The 16,731-nt window shown below is 64.9% G+C and carries 14 protein-coding genes; 11 read left to right on the forward strand and 3 right to left on the reverse strand.

Going from position 1 to position 16,731, the window contains the following annotated elements; genetic code table 11:
* Positions 1-20: 20 nt before the first annotated feature.
* Both BKA04_RS00685 and BKA04_RS00690 read right to left on the reverse strand, forming a co-directional pair.
* Positions 21-173: a hypothetical protein gene (locus tag BKA04_RS00685; RefSeq protein WP_167309623.1), complete on the reverse strand. Its 153-nt coding sequence runs from the start codon at positions 171-173 to the stop codon at positions 21-23.
* A gap of 74 nt (positions 174-247) precedes the next feature.
* On the reverse strand, positions 248-652 hold the full coding sequence (locus BKA04_RS00690) for a PaaI family thioesterase (protein ID WP_104094693.1): 405 nt from the start codon (positions 650-652) through the stop codon (positions 248-250).
* 52 nt (positions 653-704) lie between these two features.
* On the opposite strand from BKA04_RS00690, the gene polA reads away from it, so the two are divergent.
* The 5 genes from polA (at position 705) to rpsA (ending at position 8,046) form a co-directional block, all read left to right on the forward strand.
* Positions 705-3,374 carry a DNA polymerase I gene (polA, locus tag BKA04_RS00695; protein WP_104094694.1) on the forward strand — a complete coding sequence of 890 codons (2,670 nt, stop codon included), beginning with the start codon at positions 705-707 and terminating at the stop codon, positions 3,372-3,374.
* Between the two features lie 43 nt (positions 3,375-3,417).
* Positions 3,418-5,112: a DUF885 domain-containing protein gene (locus tag BKA04_RS00700; RefSeq protein ID WP_104094695.1), complete on the forward strand. Its 1,695-nt coding sequence runs from the start codon at positions 3,418-3,420 to the stop codon at positions 5,110-5,112.
* Between the two features lie 4 nt (positions 5,113-5,116).
* Positions 5,117-6,064, forward strand: coding sequence for an epimerase (locus tag BKA04_RS00705; RefSeq protein ID WP_104094696.1), 948 nt, complete (start codon positions 5,117-5,119; stop codon positions 6,062-6,064).
* A gap of 1 nt (position 6,065) precedes the next feature.
* The gene (locus BKA04_RS00710; protein WP_104094697.1) at positions 6,066-6,467 is read left to right on the forward strand and encodes a VOC family protein; all 402 of its coding nucleotides are present in this window, start codon (positions 6,066-6,068) and stop codon (positions 6,465-6,467) included.
* Between the two features lie 133 nt (positions 6,468-6,600).
* Positions 6,601-8,046 (forward strand): 30S ribosomal protein S1, encoded by a 1,446-nt coding sequence (gene rpsA / locus BKA04_RS00715; RefSeq protein ID WP_104094698.1) that lies wholly within the window; start codon positions 6,601-6,603, stop codon positions 8,044-8,046.
* Here rpsA and BKA04_RS00720 read toward each other — a convergent pair.
* Positions 8,043-8,660 carry a DUF4126 domain-containing protein gene (locus tag BKA04_RS00720; RefSeq protein ID WP_104094699.1) on the reverse strand — a complete coding sequence of 206 codons (618 nt, stop codon included), beginning with the start codon at positions 8,658-8,660 and terminating at the stop codon, positions 8,043-8,045. The two genes, rpsA and BKA04_RS00720, sit on opposite strands and share 4 nt — an antisense overlap.
* A gap of 41 nt (positions 8,661-8,701) precedes the next feature.
* Here BKA04_RS00720 and coaE point away from each other — a divergent pair, with 41 nt between their 5' ends.
* Genes coaE through BKA04_RS00750 form a run of 6 tightly spaced genes read left to right on the forward strand, consistent with a single transcriptional unit; the run spans position 8,702 to position 16,731 of the window.
* Complete coding sequence (gene coaE / locus BKA04_RS00725) at positions 8,702-9,310, forward strand: dephospho-CoA kinase (RefSeq protein WP_104094700.1); 609 nt, start codon at positions 8,702-8,704, stop codon at positions 9,308-9,310.
* 46 nt (positions 9,311-9,356) lie between these two features.
* Positions 9,357-11,435, forward strand: coding sequence for an excinuclease ABC subunit UvrB (gene uvrB, locus BKA04_RS00730; protein ID WP_104096543.1), 2,079 nt, complete (start codon positions 9,357-9,359; stop codon positions 11,433-11,435).
* A 59-nt stretch (positions 11,436-11,494) separates the two neighbouring features.
* Positions 11,495-14,116, forward strand: a complete 2,622-nt coding sequence (locus BKA04_RS00735) for a class I SAM-dependent methyltransferase (RefSeq protein WP_104094701.1) — start codon at positions 11,495-11,497, stop codon at positions 14,114-14,116.
* The gene (locus BKA04_RS00740; RefSeq protein ID WP_167309624.1) at positions 14,113-15,132 is read left to right on the forward strand and encodes a glycosyltransferase family 2 protein; all 1,020 of its coding nucleotides are present in this window, start codon (positions 14,113-14,115) and stop codon (positions 15,130-15,132) included. The genes BKA04_RS00735 and BKA04_RS00740 overlap by 4 nt, the downstream gene beginning before the upstream one ends.
* Before the next feature lie 4 nt (positions 15,133-15,136).
* Positions 15,137-15,973: an ABC transporter permease gene (locus BKA04_RS00745; protein WP_104094703.1), complete on the forward strand. Its 837-nt coding sequence runs from the start codon at positions 15,137-15,139 to the stop codon at positions 15,971-15,973.
* Complete coding sequence (locus tag BKA04_RS00750; RefSeq protein ID WP_232841911.1) at positions 15,970-16,731, forward strand: ABC transporter ATP-binding protein; 762 nt, start codon at positions 15,970-15,972, stop codon at positions 16,729-16,731. The genes BKA04_RS00745 and BKA04_RS00750 overlap by 4 nt, the downstream gene beginning before the upstream one ends.

A 16,731-nucleotide genomic window follows, 5' to 3' on the forward strand; every position in this document is an offset into this window, starting at 1 on the left:
AGAGCTAGCGCGGAAGAAAGCTAGGCAGGGCGCGCGCCGAAGAAGATCAGCAGGTAGGGCCCAACGAATCCCAGCACGCCAATCACCAGAAGCGTCCCTGCAACCCAAAACAGTGTCGTGTCGAGGCCGCGCGGGAACTTCTCGAACCAACGCTGCGAGATGAAGGCGAACACCAGCAGTAGAGCGCCGACTATGAGCAGCCCGATCGTCGCGCCCTGAACGGCGCATCGTCGGTTGCGGCGTCGGGCTACGCGTCCCGCAGCAGGTTCGTCATCCGGACGGTCGAGAGGCGGTTCCCGTCGTCGTCGGTCAAGACGATCTCGTGCACCGTGAGGGTCCGTCCGAGACTGATCGCGGTGCAGGTTCCGGTCACCCACCCGCTCGTCACAGAGCGGGAGTGGCTTGCGCTGATCTCGATGCCGACGGCGTAGCGACCGGGGCCGGCGTGCACGTGGGCGGACATCGATCCGAGCGACTCCGCGAGCACGAGGTGCGCACCGCCGTGCAGGATGCCGTAGGGCTGCGTATTGCCCTCCACTGGCATCCGGGCGACGGAACGCGCGGGGCTCAACTCGAGGACCTCGATGCCCATTTTCTGGCCGAGAAGCCCGGCGGGAACAGCTGGATCGATGTCAGTGGTGGGGATGCTCATCGTGACAGGATCCTTCCCTCCCGTGTCAGTGCGGGCGGATAGGCTGGCACTCGTGTCGGACACCGAAAAGCCTACCCTCATGGTCATCGACGGCCACTCGCTCGCCTTCCGGGCATTCTACGCGCTCCCGGTCGACAGCTTTGTGAATCGCGAGGGGCAGCACACCAACGCGATCCATGGCTTCATCGCGATGCTCATCAACCTCCTGCAGAACGAGAAGCCCACGCACCTTGTGGTCGCGTTCGACATCTCGCGGTACTCCTTCCGCACGCGCGAGTATCCCGAATACAAGGGCACCCGCGCCGAGACGCCTCCCGAGTTCATCGGCCAGGTACCCCTCCTCGAAGAGGCGCTCAAAGCCATGGGGATCGCGACGATCAGCAAGGAGGATTTCGAGGCCGACGACATCCTTGCGACACTGTCCACGCAGGGCGCGGATCAGGGCTTCCACGTCTACGTTGTCTCCGGCGACCGCGACAGCATCCAACTCGTCAACGACACCGTGACCCTGCTCTATCCGAACGCGCGCGGGGTCTCCGAGCTCAAGCGCTACGACCCGCCCGCTGTGCTCGAGCGGTACGGCATCCGCCCTGAGCAGTACCCGGATATCGCCGCCCTCGTCGGCGAGACGAGCGACAACCTCGTGGGCGTCGACAAAGTGGGAGAGAAGACCGCCGTCAAGTGGGTGCTCGAATACGGAGGGCTCGACGAGATCCTCGCCCACGCCGACGAGATCAAGGGCGTTGTCGGGGAGAAGTTGCGCGAGCAGAAGGACCGGGCGATCCGCAACCGCAAGCTCAACCGCCTGGTGACGAATGTCGACCTCCCCGTGGGTCCGAAGGATCTCGAGCGCCGTCCCATCGACACAGCGGCGGTGCGGGAGGTGTTCGACAAACTGCAGTTCCGCACCCTGCTCGACCGGGTGCTCAAGATCGCGGCGGCGGAGTCCGGCGGTTCCCTCGAGCAGACTGCCGCCACGACCGCGTCGGCCGCGGAACCGCCCGTGAAGAAACTCGTCGACGAAGAACTCGCGAAGTGGATCGCGGCCGCCACGAAGAGCGGCGCACCCCTCGGACTCATTGTCGAGACCGCGGACGGCGCCCTCGCCGGCCTCGGGATCGCGACGGCCGACGACACCGCCTACGTCCCGTGGGGTGCCCACCGCCCCGACTACGCGGCCCTCGAGGCGTGGCTCGTGAGCGATGCCCCCAAGCACCTGTTCGACTCGAAGCGTGCGGTCAAGGCACTCGCCAGGGAGGGCATCACCCTGGGCGGCATCGCGTTCGACACCTCGATCGCCGCGTGGTTGCTCAAGCCCGGTGGCAAGGTTGAGTCGCTCGCCGGACAGATCTACACCCACCTCGGTGAGACGGTCATCGAGGTCGACCAGAACCAACTCGTCCCCGAGAACGAAGGGCTGAGCCCGGCCACTGAGGCCTGGTATGTCCTACGCGTCGCCGATGAGCTCGCCGGGCGCCTGAGCGACGGCTCGAAGAAGGTGCTCGACGAGATCGAGCTCCCGCTCGTACCGGTGCTCGCCCGCATCGAGCTCGACGGTGTCGCAGTGGATGCCGGTGAGCTCGAGAAGCTCAACAAACGTCTCACCGAGCGTGCGGCCGGGATCGCCTCGAACGCCTTCGAGATCATCGGGCGAGAGGTCAACCTCGGCTCGCCCAAGCAGCTGCAGCAGCTCCTCTTCGATGAGCTGGGCATGCCGAAGACGCGGGCGACCAAGACCGGATACTCGACGGATGCGGCGGCTCTCGCCGACCTGCAGGATCTGCTCCCGGAGCCCCATCCTTTCCTCGACCTGCTCCTGCAGCACCGCGACGCAACCAAGCTCAAGCAGATGATCGAGACGCTCGAGCGGGAGATCGGCGACGACGGCCGCATCCACACCACATACGGCCAGGTCGGTACGAGCACAGGTCGCATCTCCTCCAACGACCCGAACCTTCAGAACATCCCGGTGAAGACCGCGGAGGGTCGGGAGATCCGCGCGGCGTTCCAGACCGGGAAGGGTTTCGAGACGCTGCTGACCGCCGACTACTCGCAGATCGAGATGCGCATCATGGCTCACCTCTCCGGCGATGCCGGCCTCATCGAGGCGTTCAACGCAGGGGAGGACCTGCACCGCTTCGTCGGGGCGCGCATCTTCGGAGTCGAGCCATCCGAGGTCACACCCGTCATGCGCACCAAGGTCAAGGCGATGTCCTACGGCCTCGCCTACGGGCTCAGCGCCTTCGGCCTTTCGAAGCAGCTGCGCATCGACGTCGCCGAGGCCAAGCAGCTCATGGTCGACTACTTCACGCGCTTCGGCGCGGTACGCGACTACCTGCGCAACGTCGTCGCCCAGGCGAAGGTCGATGGGTACACGGAGACGATCTTCGGCAGGCGACGCCCCTTCGGCGACCTCAACTCGAACAATCGTGTACTGCGCGAGAACGCGGAACGCCAGGCACTCAATGCACCCATCCAGGGATCGGCCGCCGATATCATCAAGATCGCGATGCTCGGGGTCGCCTCGGATATCCGGGAACAGGACCTGAAATCACGGATGCTCCTTCAGGTGCACGACGAGCTCGTGTTCGAGGTCGCACCCGGCGAACTCGACGTGCTCACCGCGATCGTCCGAGACCGGATGGGGCACGCCGCCGACCTCAGCGTTCCACTCGATGTGCAGGTCGGCACTGGTCCGAACTGGGATGCCGCTGCGCACTGAGTCCCGGCTTTCGCCGCGACCCACCCGCGCCTAAGCTCGATGCATGACTGCTGACAACTCAGCCCATGAGGCTGCCCGTACCCCCACTGCCATCGATGCCATCGCCGAGGAGTGGGTGACCACCCTCGCGGACCTCGAGCCGAGCATCGCCGTCTGGATCGGCATCCCCGGCCGCTACGAGGAATACGGCGACCTGTCGCCTTCCGGCCACGAGCGCCTCATCGCCGAGTCGAAGAAGGTGCTCGCGAAGCTCGAGAAGGCGACACCCGTCGACGACGTCGACGAGGTGACCAAGGCGGACATGACCAACGAGTTCACTCTCGATGTCGAGGCATCCGACGCGGGGTTGTGGAAGCGCGACCTCAACGTCATCGCCTCGCCCGCCCAGCAGATGCGGGACGTGTTCGACCTCATGGCGCATGACTCCGTCGAGGACTGGACGACCATCGCGGGGCGCCTCGGAAACCTGCCCGGCGCAGTAGACGGCTACATTGAGACTCTCCGGCTCGGCATCAAGGACGGCGTCGTCCCTGCGCGGCGCCAGGTCGATGAGGTCCTCGTGCAGGCCCGCAAGCACGCGGCGAAGGACGGCTTCTTCTTCGCCTTCACGGATGGTGCGGCGATCGGTGACGGCACCGAACTGCCGGATTCGCTGAAGAAGGATCTCGCCAAGGGTGCTGAAGGCTCCGCCGCCGCCTACCAGAAGCTCGCGGACTTCTTCGAGAGCGAACTGAGGCCCGCCGCGGGCGAGACCGACGGCATCGGACGGGAACTGTACGCGTTGCAGTCCCGCCGCTTCCTCGGCGCGAAGATCGACCTCGACGAGACCTACGAGTGGGGCATCGAGGAGCTCGCCCGCATGGTCGAGGAGCAGACGCGGATCGCCGGCGAGATCAAACCGGGCGCCATGGTCGAGGAGGCCATCGCCATCCTCGAAGCCGATGAGAGCCGCAAGCTCCACGGCACCGACGCCCTCCAGAAGTGGATGCAGAAGCTGAGCGACACGGCCATCGCCGAACTCTCGAAGTCCCACTTCGACATCCCCGACCCGGTTAAGAAGCTCGAGTGCATGATCGCCCCCACCCAGGAGGGCGGCATCTACTACACGAGCCCGAGCGACGACTTCTCGCGCGCCGGCCGGATGTGGTGGTCGGTGCCCGAGGGCGTCACGGAGTTCGACACCTGGCGCGAGACCACAACCGTGTACCACGAGGGGGTCCCCGGCCACCACCTGCAGCTCGGCCAGGCCGTCTACAACCGCGCGAAGCTCAACACCTGGCGCCGCCAGCTCGCCGGGACGAGCGGACACGCCGAGGGCTGGGCGCTCTACGCGGAGCGGCTCATGGAGGAACTCGGTTACCTCGACGACCCTGCCGACCGCCTCGGCATGCTCGACGGCCAGCGGATGCGCGCCGCGCGCGTCGTACTCGACATCGGTGTGCACCTGGGCAAGAAGCGGCTCGACGGCACGGGAGTCTGGGACTACGACTACGCCTTCGATTTCATGAAGAAGAACGTCAACATGAACGAGCCCTTCATCAAGTTCGAGGTCAACCGGTACTTCGGCTGGCCGGGCCAGGCGCCCGCCTACAAGGTCGGCCAGCGCATCTGGGAGCAGTTGCGCGACGAGGTCAAGGCACGCGAGGGAGCGAATTTCGACATCAAGGAGTTCCACCGCAAGGCGCTCGACCTGGGCGGCGTCGGCCTCGACACGCTCAAGTCGGCGCTGCTCAAGTAGCGGTATGAGAGTTGTCATCGCGGGGGCCAGCGGCTTCATGGGCGGATACTTCACCGCGAAGCTGCGCGAGCGGGGCCATGAGGTTGCACTCATCGGCCGCTCGGCGCCGGTTCGCTGGGGGCAGATCGCGGCCATCACCGACCTACTTGAGGGTGCCGATCTGCTCCTGAACCTGGCCGGGAAGAGTGTCAACTGTCGCTACGGGCCGCGCAACCGGGCCGAGATCTTGCGTTCGCGGGTCGACACGACGCGCGAGCTCGCGGATGCCGTGAGCGCCTGTGAGCATCCGCCCGCCCTGTGGATCAACTCTTCGACCGCGACGATCTACTGGCACGCCGAGGACCGTCCCATGGCGGAGGAGTCTGGCGAGCTGGGCGAGGGGTTCTCGGTCGAGGTCGCGAAGGCCTGGGAGGAGACGTTCTTCGAGGGCGATCTTCCCGGCACGCGCCGCGTCGCCCTGCGCACCGCGATCGTGCTCGGCAACGGCGGGGCACTGCTGCCGATGCTGCGGCTGGCCAGGTTCGGGCTCGGCGGGCCGCAGCTCGATGGGCACTGGTTCGGTACGCATGCGAGGCGCGCGGCCGGCGTGTTCCACGAATTCCGTGCGCGCGGCGGGCGTCAAAGATTCTCCTGGATCCACGTCGAGGATGTGTTGCGCATCATCCTGTTCCTGGTCGAGCACGCCGAACTCGATGGCGTGGTCAACGTCGCCTCACCGCACTCCTCCGACAATCGCACGCTCATGCGCACGATCCGGAAGGTGCTCGGCATCCCGCTCGGCCTGCCGGCCTTCCGCTGGATGACCGAGCTGGGCGCGATCGCGATCCGCACCGAGACCGAGCTCATCCTCAAGAGCCGCTGGGTCGTGCCCGAGCGACTGTCAGCGGCGGGCTATACCTTCGAGTATCCGCAGCTCGAGGAAGCACTGCGGCAGATCGTGAAAGGGGAATGACATGGCAGTTCGCTGGTACAGCATCGTGGTCGACTGCAAGGATGTCGCGGCCCAGGGCCGCTGGTGGGCGGAGGTGCTCGACTGGCGCGTCATCTACGAGGCGGAGGACGAGGTCGTCATCGTACCGCCGCGCGCTCTCGAAGAGCGCGCGAAGGACATCCCACTCGACGAGCAGGGCCCAGGGCTCGTGTTCGTCACGGTGCCCGAGGGGAAGACCGTGAAGAACCGGCTCCACATCGACCTCGCGCCCGGCCCCGACGACGATCACGCCGCCGAAGTCGCGAGACTGGAGGGCATGGGGGCGAAGCGCGTGAACATCGGGCAGGACGAGGCGACCGTGCCGTGGGTGGTCATGGCCGATCCGGAGGGCAACGAGTTCTGCGTGCTCACGCCGCGCGACTGACGTTGGCACCGCAGCCGCGGGCACGATAGGGTTGAGTGTCACTTTCGTGACGTTCTATCCGCCTGCCACGGCGAAATTCACACTGTAAGACCTCACCGTGGCCCGATTATGTCCCTACTGGAGCAACAACTACATGACAACCGCAACGACCGCAGGCCCCAAGCAGGTCGCCATCAACGACATCGGATCTGCTGAAGATTTTCTCGCCGCGGTCGAAAAGACCCTGAAGTTCTTCAATGACGGCGACCTCATCGAGGGCACTGTCGTCAAGATCGATCGTGACGAGGTCCTCCTCGACGTCGGCTACAAGACCGAGGGTGTCATACCCTCCCGTGAGCTCTCCATCAAGCACGACGTGGACCCCGAAGAGGTCGTCCAGGTCGGCGACACGGTCGAAGCCCTTGTGCTCCAGAAGGAGGACAAGGAAGGCCGACTCATCCTGTCCAAGAAGCGCGCGCAGTACGAGCGCGCGTGGGGCGACGTCGAGAAGATCAAGGATGACGACGGTGTCGTCACCGGCACGGTCATCGAGGTCGTCAAGGGCGGGCTCATCGTCGACATCGGCCTGCGCGGATTCCTTCCGGCGTCGCTCATCGAGTTGCGCCGCGTCCGCGACCTCACTCCGTACCTCGGCCAGGAGATCGAGGCGAAAATCCTCGAGCTCGACAAGAACCGCAACAACGTCGTGCTCTCCCGCCGCGCACTGCTCGAGCAGACGCAGAGCGAGAGTCGCAGCTCGTTCCTCGGAAACCTCGCCAAGGGACAGGTGCGCAAGGGCGTCGTGTCCTCGATCGTCAACTTCGGCGCCTTCGTCGACCTCGGCGGCGTGGACGGGCTCGTGCACGTCTCCGAGCTCAGCTGGAAGCACATCGAGCACGCGAGCGAGGTCGTCGAGGTCGGCCAGGAGGTCACCGTCGAGATCCTCGAGGTGGACCTGGACCGGGAGCGGGTCTCCCTCTCGCTCAAGGCCACCCAGGAAGACCCCTGGCAGCTCTTCGCCCGCACCCATGCGATCGGCCAGGTCGCACCGGGCAAGGTCACGAAGCTCGTCCCGTTCGGCGCCTTCGTGCGCGTCGCGGACGGCATCGAGGGCCTCGTGCACATTTCGGAGCTCTCCGGCAAGCACGTCGAGCTCGCTGAGCAGGTCGTGTCGGTCGGTGACGAGGTGTTCGTCAAGGTCATCGACATCGATCTCGAGCGCCGTCGCATCTCGCTGAGCCTCAAGCAGGCCAACGAGGGCGTCGACCCCGACGGCACCGAGTTCGACCCGGCGCTGTACGGGATGCTCACCGAGTACGACGAGGCCGGCAACTACAAGTACCCGGACGGGTTCGACCCCGAGACCAACGAGTGGAAAGAGGGCTTCGAGGCCCAGCGCGAGAAGTGGGAACTCGACTACGCGGCCGCTCAGGCCCGTTGGGAGTCGCACAAGAAGCAGGTTGCAGCAGCCGCGGAAGAGACGATCGGCGACGTGCCTGCCGGCGCGTCCTCGTTCTCGAGCGACGATGCGGCAGCGGGAACCCTCGCAGACGACGAGTCGCTTGCGGCGCTCCGCGAGAAGCTCTCCGGCAACTCTTAAGTCCGATTCGAGACGGCCGACCCATCGCGTGGTCGGCCGTTTCGTCGTTGTCGGCGTCGGATGACCCACCACACGGCCCACGCGGCGAGCACGATGACCGCGATGATCAGTATCGGCATCAGGATCGCAAGAACGGAGACGGCGACGCTTCCGACATCCTCGGCCGCGCTCACGACGGGAGTCGCGACTCCGACTGTCGCGACATTGATGACCGGCCTTGCTGTCGCCTTCGTCAGGTGGACGATGAGGGCGATGAGGGCCCCGAGAGCGATCGGTACCCACTGGTTGTTCGCGAAGAACGACGCTGGGTCGGCGACGGCGACCGTCGACGCGGTGGAACCGGAGCCGAATGCGAGCCCTCCGGCGGTGGGCCGGACGATCGTCTGCAGCCAGTCGTTGAACGAGTCGACGATCGGAATCTTGTCCGCGACGAGTTCGATCACGAGGAGTGCTCCGAGGATACCGAGGACCCAGGGATTCTCGAGCCACACCCATCCGGCTGGAAGCGTCACGACATCCAGGAACCTCCCTGCCAGCCCGAGCGCGAGCAGGGGGATGTAGGCGTTGAGACCAGCGGAGACCGCAAGCCCGGCACCGGTGAGGAACTCCAGCATGACCGACCCTTCCTGATGTGCGGCCAAGCTAGCATGAGCAGGTGTACCTGATCGGACTGACCGGCGGAATCGCATCCGGAAAATCCGTCGTCGCAGAACGCCTGGCAGAGCACGGGGCGTTTCACATCGACGCCGACGAGCTGGCCCGAGAGGTCGTGGAACCCGGCACCCCGGCCCTTGCCGACATCGAACGCGAGTTCGGTCGCGATGTCGTCGGGCCCGACGGGCGGCTGGATCGAGCGGGCCTCGCCTCGGTGATCTTTCGGGATCCGGAGCGCAGGGCGGTGCTCAACGCCATCACCCATCCGGCCGTCAAGGCGAGAGCGCGCCAGCTCATGGACGAGGCGGCGGCGGCCGATCCGCACGTCGTCGTCGTGTATGACGTCCCCCTGCTGATCGAGGCGAAGGTGGACGTCGAGCACGAGTTCGACCTCATCGTCGTCGTCAACGCGAGCACGCAGACCCGCATGGACCGACTCGTCCAGTTGCGCGGACTCAGCAGGGAGGAGGCCGCGCACCGACTGAACTCGCAGGTGAGCGACACCGCGCGCCTGGCGATCGCCGACGTGATCATCGACAGCAACGGAACGCTCGACGAGACCCTCGAGCAGGCCGACGCCCTGTGGAACAGCGTGGTGGGTTCCGCTTGAGGCAAACACCCCGGTGAGTGTCGGACGTTCTGTTTAGGCTGGGATGATGCAGCCGACTCGCGCCGTCCGACCGTTCGAGGTCGTCAGCGAGTATGTTCCGAGTGGCGATCAGCCCGCCGCCATCGCCGAACTGGCCGCCAGGATCAACGCCGGCGAGACGGATGTCGTGCTCCTGGGCGCGACCGGCACCGGCAAGTCCGCGACGACGGCGTGGCTCATCGAGCAGGTCCAGCGCCCTACGCTCGTGCTCTCTCACAACAAGACGCTCGCGGCCCAGCTCGCGAACGAGTTCCGCGAACTCATGCCCAACAACGCCGTCGAGTACTTCGTGTCGTACTACGACTACTACCAGCCAGAGGCCTACGTCCCGCAGACCGATACCTTCATCGAGAAGGACAGCTCGATCAACGCCGAGGTGGAGCGGCTGCGCCACTCGACGACGAACTCCCTGCTCAGCAGGCGTGACGTCGTCGTGGTGTCCACGGTGTCATGCATCTACGGCCTCGGCGCGGCGGAGGAGTACCTCGAAGCCATGGTCGCGCTCCAGGTCGGCCAGCGGATCCCGCGAGACCAGCTCATCCGGCGCCTCGTCGCGATGCAGTACCAGCGCAACGACGTCGACTTCTCCCGCGGGAAGTTCCGGGTGCGCGGCGACACGATCGAGATCATCCCGGTGTACGAGGAGCACGCCATTCGCATCGAGATGTTCGGTGACGAGATCGAGGCGCTCTACACCCTGCATCCGCTCACCGGCGATGTTCTCGCGACCCTGGATGCGGTCTCCCTGTTCCCCGCGACGCACTACGCGGCCAGCCCGGTGACGATGAAGCGGGCCATCGGCACCATTCGCGAGGAACTCGCAGAGCGGCTCACCGAGCTCGAGCGCCAGGGCAAGCTCCTCGAGGCGCAGCGTCTCCGGATGCGGACGACCTTCGATCTCGAGATGATGGAGCAGATCGGATTCTGCAGCGGGATCGAGAACTACTCGCGACACATCGACGGGCGCAGCGCCGGTGAGCCACCGAACTGTCTGCTCGACTACTTCCCGGAGGACTTCCTCGTCGTGATCGACGAATCGCACGTGACGGTGCCGCAGATCGGCGCGATGTACGAGGGCGATGCGAGTCGAAAGCGCACGCTCGTGGAGCACGGCTTCCGACTTCCGAGCGCGCTGGACAACCGCCCGCTCACCTGGGACGAGTTCCTCGAGCGCGTCGGCCAGAAGGTCTACCTGTCCGCGACCCCCGGGCGATACGAGCTCGGAATCACCGACAGCATCGTCGAGCAGGTCATCAGGCCGACCGGGCTCGTGGATCCGAAGATCGTGGTGAAGCCCAGCAAGGGGCAGATCGACGACCTGCTCGAAGAGATCCGTCTGCGGGCCGAACGCAACGAGCGGGTCCTCGTGACAACGCTCACGAAGAAGATGGCGGAGGAGCTCACCGACTACTTCACCGAGGCCGGCGTGCGCGTGCGCTACCTGCACTCGGATGTCGACACCCTCCGCAGGGTCGAACTGCTCACCGAGCTGCGGCAGGGCGTGTACGACGTGCTGGTCGGGATCAACCTGCTCCGGGAGGGTCTCGACCTGCCGGAGGTCTCGCTCGTGTCGATCCTCGACGCAGATAAGGAGGGCTTCCTCCGGTCGTCGACCTCCCTCATCCAGACCATCGGCCGCGCGGCGCGCAACGTCTCCGGTGAGGTGCACATGTACGCAGATGTGCTGACCGACTCCATGAGGCTCGCGATCGAGGAGACGGATCGGCGCCGCGAGAAGCAGGTTGCGTACAACGCGCAGCACGGCATCGATCCGACGCCGCTGCGCAAGCGGATCGCGGACATCACCGATGTTCTTGCGCGGGAGGATGCGGACACGGAGCAGTTCCTCGCCGGACGCACCGGGAAGTCACGGACGCCGACCCCCGCTCTCCGTCGGGATCCCCTCGTGCGGGAGGGCATCGCGGCGAGCGGAGCGAACGACCTGGAGTCGATCATCCGGGACCTCAATGGGCAGATGCTCCAGGCGGCGGGGGAGCTGAAGTTCGAGCTCGCCGCGCGGTTGCGCGACGAGGTCGCCGATCTCAAGAAGGAATTGCGGCAGATGGAGGCCGCCGGCCATATCTAGCCGGACCAGTGCCATAGGCTGCTTCGTATCCCCTTTCGTGCTCGGCAGAAGGTTGATTGATGTCTGACATCTCCTGGACCGCTGGGTCACGGCCGGTGACCTGCCGCATGTGCACGTGGACGGGTGATGGCACTCACCTCGCGACGATCGACGTGGCGGGCGGTGAACCCATCCAGGCCGTTGCCTGTCTGCGCTGCGGCTCGGTGCAACTCGTGGATGAGCCGCACCCGTCCTCATCCACCGAAGCGTCGGTCGACGATTACATCGAGGTGGGCGGCGGTGTCGGGACGATCGCCGAATACCTCACGCTCGTCGACCCTCGAAGGGTTCATCGGTTCCTCGACATCGGCTGCGGATACGGGTTCTCGCTCGATCTCGGACGGGCGATCTTCGGGTGGGATGTCCTCGGTGTCGAGCCATCTATCGCGGGGTCAAGGGGTGCTGCAGAACTCAACCTCGACATCCGGAAGGAGTATCTAACCGAGGTATCCGACCTCGGCACGGATTTCGACCTCATCTTCTCAAGCGAAGTTCTGGAGCACGTGACCGATCCCATCGGTTTCCTGGTGGCGATCAGGGAACGTCTGTCGCCGACCGGCCACCTGGTCCTGACCACTCCCGCCGCGGAGATCCTTTCGCCGGACGAACCGTACACAGAGGCTTTCGCGGCCGTCAGTGCCGGCTACCATGTGTTCCTTGCCAGCGAGGAGGGTCTCCATATAGCACTCTCGCGGGCCGGGTTTCCCTTCAGCAAGGTCATCCGATCCGGGGGGACCCTCAAGGCCATCGCACGCCTCCAGGAACTCGACGACGATACGCCGGCACCCGTCTCGGCAGATCAACTGCAGGACTACTTCGAAGAATTGGCGCTACGCACAGACCCGGCAACACCTCTCGGGGTCGGCATGGCCACTCGATTCCTTCGGCTCGCGGTGGCCCGCGGAGACTTCCGTGCTGCAGAACGGGCCGTACCACTCGTCGTGTCCGCCTTTTCGGCCAGGCACGGGGTGCGACTCGACGATCCCGGCTCGCTCGAGTCATCGAGGGGAGGGCCCGCAACACTCTGGAGCCTTCCCGGCGCAGCATTCGCCCTCGGGATGCTCGACCTCCTGCACCGGAGCAATCCGCAACGTGCCTCCGAATACTTCTCCGTTGTCACGCACAGCGCTCGGGCATGGCGCGAGCTTGCGGGGGTGCCGGACCTCGACATCGTCGACCTCATCTACCAGGGGGAATATCATCGCCTCATTGCCTTGGCCCGGTTCGATGCCCAGGCTGCGTCGGTCGGAGCACTCACCCTACGCAATGCCCTCCATGAGTCCGCCCGTGGCGCGGAGGATATGGTGCGCATCGGTCAGGTTCGGATCTTTGTCGAGACGGTCGCTCACGGCACCAGCGATCAGGCCGGAGCGCTCATTCCCCTTGTCACAGCGGGGGTCGGCGTACTCGCCGCATCCTCCGACATGGTTGCTCGCACAGCGGGGCTCGACGGCATGTACTCCCTCGGGGTCGCCGCTGTGCGCATGAACCAACCGGGAACAGCGCACTATTGGCTTGCTCGCTGCAGAACCGAGTGTGCAGCGCTCGGCCCCGCCGACACGCACGCCGTCGCGCTCATGCGACTGTGCGGCGGGGTGCTGCCGTCCGTTGTTCGCACCCCGGCTGTGCCGCCGGATGCCATGGAGCTGGTCCCACTGCCCCCACTGCACTCCATGATCGACCTCTACTGGTGCGACGCATCCGGTACATTCCTCCAGGGCTGGGCGCACGCCGAGAACCTGCGGGTCGACTCGATCACCGTTCGCGGCAGCGGTTCAACCGTGACGACGACGCGCCACGATCGCGACGACCTGCTCCCGTTCTGGCCGGATGAGCCTGAAGTCGTCCATGGCGGATTCCGCGTTTACCTGCCAGGGCCGCCGAACCCGACGGTGACCATCACTGCACACACCCGGCAAGGACCGGTCACCCAGGTGATCGAGCTTCCCGATCACCCTCTGCCGGCAGCACCCGACAGTGCGCCGCTCATTCGGATACAGGAGCGGGTGGTCGCAGCAGTTCAGGCAGCGCCACCCGGTCCCGTTCTAGCCATCGGCGTGCGCGCATTGTCCCGGGAGAGCCTCGAGGCGCAACTCCCGTACTTCGCCGGGCGAGAGGTCATCGGGTTGGACATCCACCCCGGAATCGGAGTCGATGTGGTGGGCGACGCGCACGTCCTGAGTGAACTCTTCCCGAAGGGACACTTCGCGATCGTCTACTCTGCGAGCCTGCTGGAGCACGTCGGGACCCCGTGGCTCGTCGCGGCCCAGTGCGGAGTCGTCACAATGCAGGGAGGAGTCAATATCCACCAGGCGCCCTGGCTGTGGCCGACCCATTCTGCCCCCAACGACTTCTGGCGCTTCTCTCCTGCGGGTCTCGAGCAACTGTTCTCTCCGGAGCTCGGATTCCATACCATGTTCAGTGCCGCTTTCGGAGAAGCAAGTGTCACACCGCACGGAGGATGGAGAGACGTGGCCCTCAACATGCCGACCCTGTATTCGGGCGCGGCATCCTGGATCATCGCCCAGAAGATCTCGGATGCCGCTGACGCCGCAGGCTGGCCGCTCCTCAGTGGATCGAGCGCTGAAACCGCACGCAAATACCCGACCGAGGGGTTGGCGGATGCGAGCGGGCAATCGTGACTGAGGCGAAGATCTCCGTCATCCTGCCCTACTACAACGGTGCGGCATTTATTTCGGGAGCGCTCGCCTCCATCCTCCGGCAGAGCGTCGCCCCGCACGAGGTCATGGTCATCAATGACGGCTCGACCGAGGAAGCATCTGCAGCCCTTCGAACGGCGATCGACATGCACTCCGATGCGCTCACCATCCACCTCATCGAGCAGGAGAACCAGGGCCAGTCGGCATCACGGAACCGTGGTGTCGATGCGGCCACCGGCGACCTCATGGCGTTCCTCGACCAGGATGACGAATGGCGTCCGGAACATCTCGCCCACCTGAGCGCACCGTTCGAGTCGAGTCCGGAGCTCGGCTGGACATACAGTGACTTCGACGAGATCGACGGCCAGGGGAAGATCGTCACCCGTCAGTTCATCCGGGCTCACCGCTCTCACCATCCGAAACTGTCGATCCTGGAGATCCTCGGCGAGGACCTCATGATTCTGCCCTCGGCCAGCATGCTTCGGAAGTCGGCCATCGAGCAGGTCGGCGGATTCGATCCCCGGCTGCGCGGCTACGAAGACGATGATCTCTTCATCCGGATGTTTCAGGCCGGGTGGACGAGCCGGTTCCTGGGCGAAGCCCTCACCCGGTTCAGAGTGCATCAGGGAAGCAGCTCGGATAACAGTTCGTTCCGCAACAGCCGGATGGTGTTCTTCGAGAAGATGTCCACAGAGTTTCCAGACGACTTCAGGCTGAATCGGCTTTACATCTCCGACTTACTGGTTCCCCGCCTGCTCGCGAGTACGGTGAGCGAGTATTCGACCGCACTCCAATTGCGCCAAGACGCTGAAGTTCGCCGCATCGCCGAGTCGATCGGCATCCTGCTCGCCGGTCGGCACCGGGTGCGTTTACGGTCTCGCCTCGGCGTCCAGGTCCTTCGGCGCCCACGGCTGTGCCGGACCATTCTCCGGCTGAGCCAGTCCCTGCCGCGATTCCTCCGCCCATCGATCAGTCCAGCTCTCCTGCCGTGGGGTTGATGTCGTGCGCGGCCTGAAAGAACTACTCGAGTCGCGGGACCTCCTCGTCAACCTGACGCTTCGCGACATCCGTGGGAAGTATCGGCGCACGGTCCTTGGACAGCTGTGGTCGCTCGCGAACCCGCTTGCGGCCATGCTCATCTACACGTTCGTGTTCTCCTTCATCCTGCGGCTCCAGCCCGACAGGGGCGACCCGAGCGGGCTCGACGTGTTCGCACTCTGGCTGTTGTGCGGATTGCTGCCGTGGGCGTTCCTATCGAACGTCATCAACCAGGGAATAGCGTCGATCGTCGGCAATGCGAGCCTCATTCAGAAGGTCTACTTCCCACGGATCGTTCTACCGCTCGCTGCGGTGGGTGCCGCGGGATTCAACTGGCTGTTCGAGATGGCTGTTCTCCTCATCGCGCTCAGTATCGTCGGGGCCTTCGTTCTTCCCTGGATTCCCGTCCTCCTGCTTGTCATGATCCTTCTCGCAGTCTTCGCAACGGGCATCGCGCTCGTACTCGCCACCGCCAACGTCTACTTTCGCGACACAGAGTACTTCGTCACGATCCTGCTGCAGATCTGGATGTATCTGACGCCCATCATCTATCCGGTATCCCTCATGCGCACCGCATCGGCCGATCTCGGCGGGCTATTCGGAACATCGGTCACTGTGCTCGATATCTATCAGCTCAACCCCATGGTGCACTTCGTCGACGTGTTCCGCCAACTGCTCTATGACAACCGCTGGCCCGATCCGACCGACCTTCTGGTCTGTCTGGTCTGGTCGGTGGCGAGCATTGCCATCGGGCTCGCAGTGTTCTCCCGCAACCAGAAGAAGCTGGCGGAGCTGCTGTGAGCATCCCGGCGGTGTCGATCACGAATGTGAGTAAGCGTTTTCGGCTCTATCGTGAGCGGAATCAAACCCTCAAGTCCGCCATCATGCGGGGGAGAACCTCCATTCACGAGGACTTCTGGGCACTTCAGGATGTCTCCTTCGACGTCCCGGCTGGGTCGACCTTCGGCGTCATCGGCCGCAACGGTTCCGGGAAGTCGACGCTCCTGAAGTGCCTCGCGAAGGTCTATTTCCCCGATGCCGGATCCATCACGACCAACGGGCGGCTCGCGGCGCTATTGGAGGTAGGCACCGGATTCCACCCCGAACTCTCCGGTCGGGAGAACGTCTACCTCAACGGTTCCATTCTCGGCATGCAGCGCAAGGAGATCGACGCGAAATTCGACGCCATCGTGGACTTCGCGAACATCGAACGCTTCATCGACCAGCCTGTCAAGACATATTCATCGGGAATGTACGTCCGGTTGGGGTTCTCCATCGCCATTCACGTGAACCCGGACATCCTCATCGTCGACGAGGTCCTCGCGGTCGGTGACGCGAGCTTCCAGGCGAAGTGCCTGGAGAAGTTCGGCGCACTGAAGGCAGAGGGCAAGACCGTGATCCTCGTGTCGCACGCGCTCACCATGGTCGAGGAGATGTGCGAACGCGCGGCCTGGCTCGACCGCGGCAGGCTCGTGCACGTCGGAGAGGCCGCGACGACGATCGAGCGTTACCGCCAGTCCGAAGCCACTGACGACAGCGATGTGCAGGAGTCCGGCTAG

Source organism: Terrimesophilobacter mesophilus, from assembly GCF_014200375.1.
GTDB lineage: Bacteria > Actinomycetota > Actinomycetes > Actinomycetales > Microbacteriaceae > Terrimesophilobacter > Terrimesophilobacter mesophilus.